Annotated in this window: 8 protein-coding genes; 4 read left to right on the top strand and 4 right to left on the bottom strand. The window is 72.2% G+C overall.

The features are described 5' to 3' along the window. Together EHS43_RS33825 and EHS43_RS33820 are read left to right on the top strand one after the other, a co-directional pair. Nucleotides 1-452: ATP-binding cassette domain-containing protein (locus EHS43_RS33825; RefSeq protein WP_125194469.1), on the top strand; the 452-nt coding region annotated here is incomplete at its 5' end. After that, nucleotides 449-1,108, top strand: a complete 660-nt coding sequence (locus EHS43_RS33820; RefSeq protein ID WP_125194468.1) for an ABC transporter ATP-binding protein — start codon at nt 449-451, stop codon at nt 1,106-1,108. The genes EHS43_RS33825 and EHS43_RS33820, both read left to right, overlap by 4 nt. A 75-nt stretch (nt 1,109-1,183) precedes the next feature. On the opposite strand, the gene EHS43_RS33815 is transcribed toward EHS43_RS33820, so the two are convergent. Then, nucleotides 1,184-1,804: a transglycosylase family protein gene (locus EHS43_RS33815; protein ID WP_125194467.1), complete on the bottom strand. Its 621-nt coding sequence runs from the start codon at nt 1,802-1,804 to the stop codon at nt 1,184-1,186. Between the two features lie 506 nt (nt 1,805-2,310). Between EHS43_RS33815 and EHS43_RS33810 the strand changes: the two genes are divergently transcribed. Next, nucleotides 2,311-3,093 carry a hypothetical protein gene (locus EHS43_RS33810; protein ID WP_125194466.1) on the top strand — a complete coding sequence of 261 codons (783 nt, stop codon included), beginning with the start codon at nt 2,311-2,313 and terminating at the stop codon, nt 3,091-3,093. A gap of 61 nt (nt 3,094-3,154) precedes the next feature. Beyond that, entirely contained in the window at nt 3,155-3,478 is a 324-nt protein-coding gene (locus tag EHS43_RS33805; RefSeq protein ID WP_125194465.1) for a hypothetical protein, read from the top strand. A gap of 65 nt (nt 3,479-3,543) precedes the next feature. Here EHS43_RS33805 and der read toward each other — a convergent pair whose 3' ends face one another. From der to cmk, 3 genes are all read right to left on the bottom strand, one after another. Next, complete coding sequence (gene der, locus EHS43_RS33800; RefSeq protein ID WP_125194464.1) at nt 3,544-5,025, bottom strand: ribosome biogenesis GTPase Der; 1,482 nt, start codon at nt 5,023-5,025, stop codon at nt 3,544-3,546. 79 nt (nt 5,026-5,104) lie between these two features. Continuing rightward, complete coding sequence (locus EHS43_RS33795) at nt 5,105-5,692, bottom strand: 1-acyl-sn-glycerol-3-phosphate acyltransferase (RefSeq protein ID WP_125194470.1); 588 nt, start codon at nt 5,690-5,692, stop codon at nt 5,105-5,107. A gap of 53 nt (nt 5,693-5,745) precedes the next feature. Then, complete coding sequence (gene cmk, locus EHS43_RS33790; protein WP_125194463.1) at nt 5,746-6,429, bottom strand: (d)CMP kinase; 684 nt, start codon at nt 6,427-6,429, stop codon at nt 5,746-5,748. Nucleotides 6,430-6,505: the final 76 nt, after the last annotated feature.

Below are 6,505 nucleotides of genomic sequence, written 5' to 3'. Positions count from 1 at the left end.
CCTTCCAACGACTGGCGGTCTTCCCGACCTTGACGGTGGCCGAGAACGTCCAGGTGGGCGCGGAGCAGGGCCGCGTCCGCGACCCGGCCGCGACGGACCGCGCACTGCGGCTGTTCGGTCTGGACGGCCCTCTGCGCGACACCCCCGCCGCCGGCCTCCCCACCGGCACGCTCCGCCGCGTGGAACTCGCCCGGGCCCTCGCCGGATCCCCGGACGTCCTCCTCCTCGACGAACCCGCCGCCGGCCTGGACACCACCGAGGTCGCCGCCCTGGCCCGCGTCCTTGGGGCCCTCGCGGCGGACGGCACCGCCCTCCTGGTGGTCGAGCACGACCTCGACCTGGTCGCCGACCTCGCGGACGTCGTGCACGTCATGACCGCGGGCCGTGTCATCGCCTCCGGCCCCCCGGCCCACGTACTGGACACGCTCGACGCCCCGGAGAGCGCCGTATGACCGCGAGGACCACCCTGTCCCTCCGGCACGCGCGCGTGCGCTACGGCCCCCTGGAGGCCCTGCACGGCATCACCCTCACCGCCGCAGGACCCGGTCTCACCGTCCTGCTGGGGCGCAACGGCTCCGGCCGTACGACGGCGCTGCGCGCCCTGGCCGGGACCGTGCCGCTGACCGGCGGCTGCGTGGTGTGGGACGGCGTCGACGTGACCCGCGTACCGGCGTACGAGCGGGCCCGGCGCGGGCTGTGTCTGGTCCCCGAGCGGCGGGCGGTGTTCGGCTCCCTCACCGTCCGCGAGAACCTCGAACTCGCCGCCCCCGCGCACGGCCCGGCCCTGGACGCCTTTCCGCAACTGGCTCCCCTGCTCGACCGCCGGGCCGGCACCCTCTCCGGCGGCGAGCAGCGCATGCTCGCCCTCTCCCGCGCGCTGCTGGCACGCGCGCGCGTGGTCCTGGTCGACGAACCCGCCCAGGGGATGTCCCCCACGGTCGCGGCCCGCACGTACGAACTTCTCGCGGAACTGGACGCGTGCGTGGTCGTGGCCGAGCAGCGGCTCCCGCCCGCGCTGCACGGCCGGACGGCGATCGTGTACGAACTGCGCCGGGGCGCGGTCGTGTTCGGCGGGGAGGCGGCGGAGCTGGGGCGGCGACGGGCCTGAGGGCCGCGCCGGTGCGCGGGGGCCCCGCCCGGTCGCCGGACCGGACGGGGCCCCGTGCCCGTGACAGGGGGGCGCTCAGACGTTGAGACGCTGCCCGGGCACGATCAGGTCGGGATCGGCGCCGATGACGGCCTTGTTGGCGGCGTAGAGCTTCTGCCAGGTGGTCCCGTGCCGGGCGGCCACCGTGCCCAGGGTGTCGCCCGAGCGGACGGTGTAGTCGCCGCGCGAGGCGCCGCGGTTGGTGTGGTTCTCCGAACGGGTCGGTGTCTTCGCCGGCTTGGCGGGGGCCGCCGGGGCCCCGGAGGAGGCCGCGGGGGCGCTGCCGTACGCGCCGGCGCGGGCCGAGCAGGTGGGCCAGGCGCCCCAGCCCTGGGCCCGTTGGACCTTGGTGGCCACCGCGATCTGCTGGGACCTGGTGGCCTCGTCGGCGGTGGGCGCGTAGGCCGTACCGCCGTACGCGCGCCAGGTGCCGGCGGAGAACTGGAGTCCTCCGTAGTAGCCGTTGCCGGTATTGATGTGCCAGTTCCCGCCGCTCTCGCACTGGGCGATGCGGTCCCACACCCCGCCGTCCGCGGCCACCGAGTTGCCGGCCGCGGCCAGCAGCCCGAGCGGGGCGAGCAGGGCGGCCCCGGCGAGGGCCGCGGTGGTCCGGGACTTACGAGCGCTGTCGCGCCTGGTATCGGCACATTCGGACATATGGTTCCCTCTCTACGGACTCGGGGTCCCCCAAGACGGAACGCGCTCCCGGCACATGGGGCCGGGTGGTCGCGCTCCGCCCCGTCCGCCGGCGGGTGGTGCGATGAGCTGGCTTGGTGCGGCGGCGGACGTTCCCGAGCGGTGCTCGTTGCACACGGCGGAGGAATGTAGAGAGCCTGTGGAGGCGTCAGCAACCAACTCCCCGTTGTTCCAGGCCAGTTCAGCGTTACCGAGGGTATCGGCGATTTCCGGCCACCCACTTCATTGGCTGATTTCAGGATTTGTCGACCAGGTGGCACGACGATCTGTGACCCAGTTCATGCAACCAACTTCCTTGCATTTCCGTCGACTTGACACTGAGTACCCGATTCCGCACCCGCGGTGACCCTGCGCGGTGGTTGGTTCGATTCCGTTCGCCCTGGGGCGTGACTCCCGCCACAGATCGGCCGTTGTCTTCTTCATGAGCCCGGGATCCGCCCGAGCACCACATCCCGAGGGAGCCACCCGTGCCGCGCATGCTCGACGTCAGCGACGAGGTACGCGCTGAGATCGGCGACGAAGAAGCCGACCGGCTGCTCGCCGGAGAGAACGCCCCCGGCAGCTACGACTGCACCTCCTGCCGCACCCAGGGCGACTCCGACCAGGAACGCACCAGCACCGTCCTGTTCATCGGCGACGAGACCGCCGTCCTGGCCTTCGCCCACGCCACCTGTCTGCCCTCCCAGGTCGTCCAGGTCACCGAGGAGCAGCTTCAGGGCGCGGTGAAGTCCATCACCGGCGACACCGTCGACCTGGACCCGGACAAGGTCGTACCCCAGCAGGCGGTGCTCGGGGTGACCAGCGGACTCGTCCTGATCGCCGGGGAGTTGCACCCGGCGCTGGTCGTGGAGCCGACCGGGCCGATCGCCCGCCCGGGCGCGACGGGACGCGGCGACGACTTCCTCCCGCTGCTGATCGAGCAGGGGTTCATGCCGTTGACGGCGATCGAGTCGGTGCCGCCGGTGCTGCACGGGTGGTCGGTGCTGCTGGCGGTGGGGCAGCTGCACGCGGTGCTCCAGCCCTCGGCGAACGGCGGGCAGCCGGTGGCCTGGTGGCAGGCGCACCAGGCGCTCCAGGTCACGGAGAGCTGGCGGGCGGCCGCCAACAAGCACCAGCAGGTGCTCGTGTTCGCCGCGCCGGTGGGGTCCATCGGACGGCAGCCGCGCGAGGACCTGCTGCGGGACGCGCTGGACAAGGCCGCGGCCAACGGCAAGTTGGTCGCCGCCGCGATGCCGCTGGCCGGGACGTGAGCACCGGCTGAAGGATCACCCGCGACCGCATCCCCGAGGTCCCGGTGTCGTTTGGACATACGTGCACCCATACGACGTTCCGCGCCGGACCTCCGGCGGACCATCGGCCACGCCGATCTACGACGCGCTCTACTCCGAGTACGTCAGGACCTTCCGTTCGCTGCCGGGCGACCGCAGCGGCGAGGAGGAGCTGGGCTTCACCGCGTTCGGGAACACCCCGCACGCCTCGGGCTCGTTCAGCAGCTCGTGCAGCGCCTACAGCGCGGGGGCGTTCAGCGCCCGCCAGCAGTCGCAGTGGCAGCGGGTGGGACACATCGGGCAGCAGCACACCGGGATGCACCACGTCCCGGCGGCGCTGCCACCCGCTCCCCGCAGAGGGATCTGAGACGGAGGGATCCGGGACATGAGGAAGGGCGGCCCCACCGGGGGCCGCCCTTCCTCATGCGCGGGTCACTTCTTCTTCGCGCCGCGCTTCTCGCGCACCCGCACCGAGATGTGGATCGGGGTGCCCTCGAAGCCGAACTCCTCGCGCAGCCGGCGCTCGATGAAGCGCCGGTAGCCCGCCTCGATGAACCCGGAGGCGAAGAGCACGAACCGCGGCGGCTTGGTGCCCGCCTGGGTGCCGAAGAGGATGCGCGGCTGCTTGCCGCCCCGGATCGGGTGCGGGTGGGCGGCGACCAGCTCGCCCAGGAAGGCGTTCAGGCGGCCGGTGGGGACGCGCGTCTCCCAGCCCTCCAGAGCCGTCTCGATCGCCGGGACCAGCTTCTCCATGTGCCGGCCGGTACGCGCGGAGACGTTGACCCGCGGCGCCCAGGCGACCTGGCCGAGCTCGGTCTCGATCTCCCGCTCCAGGTAGTAGCGGCGCTCCTCGTCGAGGGTGTCCCACTTGTTGTAGGCGAGGACGATCGCGCGGCCCGCGTCGACGGCCATGGTGACGATCCGCTGGTCCTGGACCGAGATCGACTCGGAGCCGTCGATCAGGATGACCGCCACCTCGGCCTTCTCCACGGCGGCGGCGGTGCGCAGCGAGGCGTAGTAGTCGGCGCCCTGCTGGAGGTGGACCCGCTTGCGGATACCGGCGGTGTCGACGAACTTCCAGGTGACACCACCGAGTTCGATCAGCTCGTCGACCGGGTCACGGGTGGTGCCAGCCATCTCGTTGACGACGACCCGCTCCTCGCCCGCCACCTTGTTCAGCAGCGAGGACTTGCCGACGTTCGGGCGGCCGATCAGCGCGATCCTGCGGGGACCGCCGATGCCGGCGCCGCCGAAGGTCTGCTCGGGCGCCTCCGGCAGGGCCTCCAGAACGGCGTCCAGCATGTCGCCGGTGCCCCGGCCGTGCAGCGCGGAGACGGGGTGCGGCTCGCCGAGCCCGAGGGACCACAGGTAGGAGGCGTCGGCCTCCCCGCTCGGCCCGTCGACCTTGTTGGCGCACAGCACCACGGGCTTGCCGGCCTTGCGCAGCAGTCGTACGACCGCCTCGTCGGTGTCGGTGGCACCCACCTTGGCGTCCACGACGAACACGACGGCGTCGGCGGCCTCGATCGCGTACTCGGCCTGCGCGGCCACGGAGGCGTCGATGCCGAGGACGTCCTGCTCCCAGCCGCCGGTGTCGACGACCTTGAAGCGGCGGCCCGCCCACTCGGCCTCGTAGGTGACGCGGTCACGGGTGACGCCGGGCTTGTCCTCGACGACGGCCTCGCGGCGGCCGATGATGCGGTTCACCAGGGTCGACTTGCCGACATTGGGGCGCCCGACGACGGCGAGCACCGGCAGCGGACCGTGGCCGGCCGCCTCGATGGCACCCTCGACGTCCTCGAGGTCGAAGCCCTCTTCCGCGGCGAGCTCCATGAACTCCGCGTACTCGGCATCGCCAAGCGCCCCGTGGTCGTGCTCCTCGCCCGAGCCCTCGGAGTGGATGTGGTCGTTCATGAAGTCCGTACCTCGTTCATCGTGGTGATCGGTGGACCACCCGGCCCTTTCGCCGGATTGATCCACTACTCAGTGTCGCCTAGCGCCCGGTGAGGCGCCTGGCGTTTTCCAGGTGACTGCTCAGCTGCTTCTGGATGCGCTCGGTCGCCTCGTCGAGCGCCCTGCGCGTGCGCCGGCCGCTGCCGTCGCCGGCGTCGAAGGGGTCGCCGAAGACGACGTCGACCCGGCTGCGCAGGGGCGGCAGCCCCTTTATCAACCGTCCCGGCCTCTCGGAGCTTCCCAGCACCGCGACCGGCACGACCGGCGCCCCGCTGCGCACCGCGAAGTACGCGAGCCCGGCGCGCAGGGAGGCGAAGTCGCCCTCGCCCCGGGTGCCCTCCGGGAAGATGCCGAGGACTCCGCCCTCCTTGAGGACGTCGAGCGCCCGGGTGATCGCCCCGCGGTCGGCGCCCGAGCGGTCCACCTTGACCTGTCCGATGGCGGTCAGGAAGGGATCCAGCGGTCCGACGAACGCCTCCTTCTTGATCAGGAAGTGCGTAGGCCGGGGCGAGACCCCCATGACCATCGGGCCGTCGATGTTGTGGGAGTGGTTGACGGCGAGGATCGCGGGCCCGGTCGGGGGCATCCGCCAGGCGCCGAGCACGCGCGGCTTCCACAGCCCGTACATCAGCCCGACGCCGATGCGCCGGCCGACCTCGGCACCCTTCTCCGAAGGAACGGTCACTTCCCGGCCCGCTTCTCCTCGACGAGGGTGACGACGCACTCGATGACCTGCGCGAGGGTGAGCTCGGTGGTGTCCACCTCGACCGCGTCGTCCGCCTTGGCGAGCGGCGAGGTCTTCCGGCTGGAGTCGGCTGCGTCCCGCTTGATCAGGGCCTCGCGGGTGGCCTTGACGTCGGCGCTCTTGAGCTCCCCGCTGCGGCGGGCGGCACGGGCCTCCGGCGAGGCGGTGAGGAAGATCTTGAGGTCGGCGTCGGGCAGCACGGTCGTGCCGATGTCCCGGCCCTCGACGACGATGCCCTTCTCGGCGGAGGTGGCGATCGACCGCTGGAGCTCGGTGACCCGGGCCCGCACCTCGGGCACCGCGCTCACGGCGCTGACCTTGGAGGTGACGTCCTGGCCCCGGATGGGACCGGCCACGTCGGTGCCGTCGACCGTGATCGTCGGGTTCTCCGGGTCGGTGCCGGAGACGATCTCCGCCTTCCCGGCCACGGCGGCGATCGCGGTCGGGTCGTCGATGTCGATCCCGTTGGTCACCATCCACCAGGTGATCGCCCGGTACTGGGCCCCGGTGTCCAGGTAGCTCAGTCCCAGCTGCGCGGCGACGGCCTTCGAGGTGCTCGACTTGCCCGTGCCGGAGGGGCCGTCAATGGCGACAATCACGGGCTGGGCGCCGTTTTCCACGGGGGGACACCTTTCGGGTGCGGTCTGGCGGGTGGTGGTGGGGGCGCGACTGTGCCCCGCACAAGGTTACTGGGTG

It is taken from the genome of Streptomyces sp. RP5T (assembly GCF_003933965.1).
GTDB lineage: Bacteria > Actinomycetota > Actinomycetes > Streptomycetales > Streptomycetaceae > Streptomyces.
The sequence above is the reverse complement of the archived record's forward strand: the minus strand, read 5'-3'. Positions and strand labels throughout refer to the sequence as shown.

Coding starts and splice junctions, on each gene's coding strand:
- EHS43_RS33820 (WP_125194468.1), top strand. CDS start 449: ATGACCGCGAGGACCACCCTGTCCCTCCGGCACGCGCGCGTGCGCTAC.
- EHS43_RS33815 (WP_125194467.1), bottom strand. CDS start 1,804: ATGTCCGAATGTGCCGATACCAGGCGCGACAGCGCTCGTAAGTCCCGG.
- EHS43_RS33795 (WP_125194470.1), bottom strand. CDS start 5,692: ATGTACGGGCTGTGGAAGCCGCGCGTGCTCGGCGCCTGGCGGATGCCC.
- der (WP_125194464.1), bottom strand. CDS start 5,025: ATGAACGACCACATCCACTCCGAGGGCTCGGGCGAGGAGCACGACCAC.